Annotated in this window: 2 protein-coding genes; one reads left to right on the top strand and one right to left on the bottom strand. The window is 45.5% G+C overall.

What is annotated here, in order from left to right; all coding sequences use genetic code 11:
- On the bottom strand, positions 1–450 hold a 450-nt coding region (locus R7O13_RS25785; protein WP_318305061.1), incomplete at its 3' end, for a twin-arginine translocation signal domain-containing protein.
- A 234-nt stretch (positions 451–684) separates the two neighbouring features.
- Between R7O13_RS25785 and R7O13_RS25780 the strand changes: the two genes are divergently transcribed.
- Positions 685–819, top strand: a 135-nt coding sequence (locus R7O13_RS25780) for a MerR family DNA-binding transcriptional regulator (RefSeq protein ID WP_318305062.1), incomplete at its 3' end; no start/stop codon positions are given.

The following is an 819-nucleotide window of genomic DNA, read 5'->3' as shown; positions in this document are numbered from 1 at the left end:
TTTGAGATCGGCAATCGACAGCGACATTGGTTTGTCGATCAATCCATCAATGGTCAACGTCCAAGTTTCAGGGTTTACGTCTGTTGGTGGAATACCGTTGTTGCGAATGAAATGGCGTCGAGTTGGAGTTACGTCGTCATTCAACAAATGGGGTGGGGTTTCTGCATTCATCGGCCTGTCGTTGAGCACCGTTAAACCGTCTTTGCCTTCGATCATGACGTCATCAAGACCCTCTGCAAAAGCTGCGGGGATGATGCCAGCCGGCATATTGCGATGGAATGGGATAAAGCCACCAAGCGCGGCGGCCATGTTCGCTAACCCCGCACCTTTCAGAAAACCGCGCCTGTCTGGGTAGCTGACTCGTCCAAAGACTTTCTCATCCGCAGATTTGGGATTGTTTTCATAATACTTATAGATCCCTTGCGGTTTGTTTTTCTCGTTCTCACTCATGATGTGTTCCTTTGTCGGCACACGCCCAAGAACTGCTACATCATTCTTGTCCCTTAGTTCGTATCGCCGATCTCTACAGTTGCCTTACTAAAGGGTTTACATCAATAAAAGTAGACGACTATTTATAGTCTTAACAACATCGGTAAGAAACTAGACTGCTTGCTTTGCAAAGGTTATCCATAGTGTGGTTACATAACTTGTGGTCACAGGAAAGGATAATCTTCGGTAAAAATAATGAATATGAAAGAGTTTTCCAGCGCAGTTGGGTTGTCGTCATACACGCTTCGATACTATGAAAAAATTGGCTTACTGAAACATGTCCACCGAAATAGCAGTGGGCACCGTGTCTACACCCATCGAGATATTGAT

This window comes from Vibrio sp. Y176, assembly GCF_033438945.1.
The sequence above is the reverse complement of the archived record's forward strand: the minus strand, read 5'-3'. Positions and strand labels throughout refer to the sequence as shown.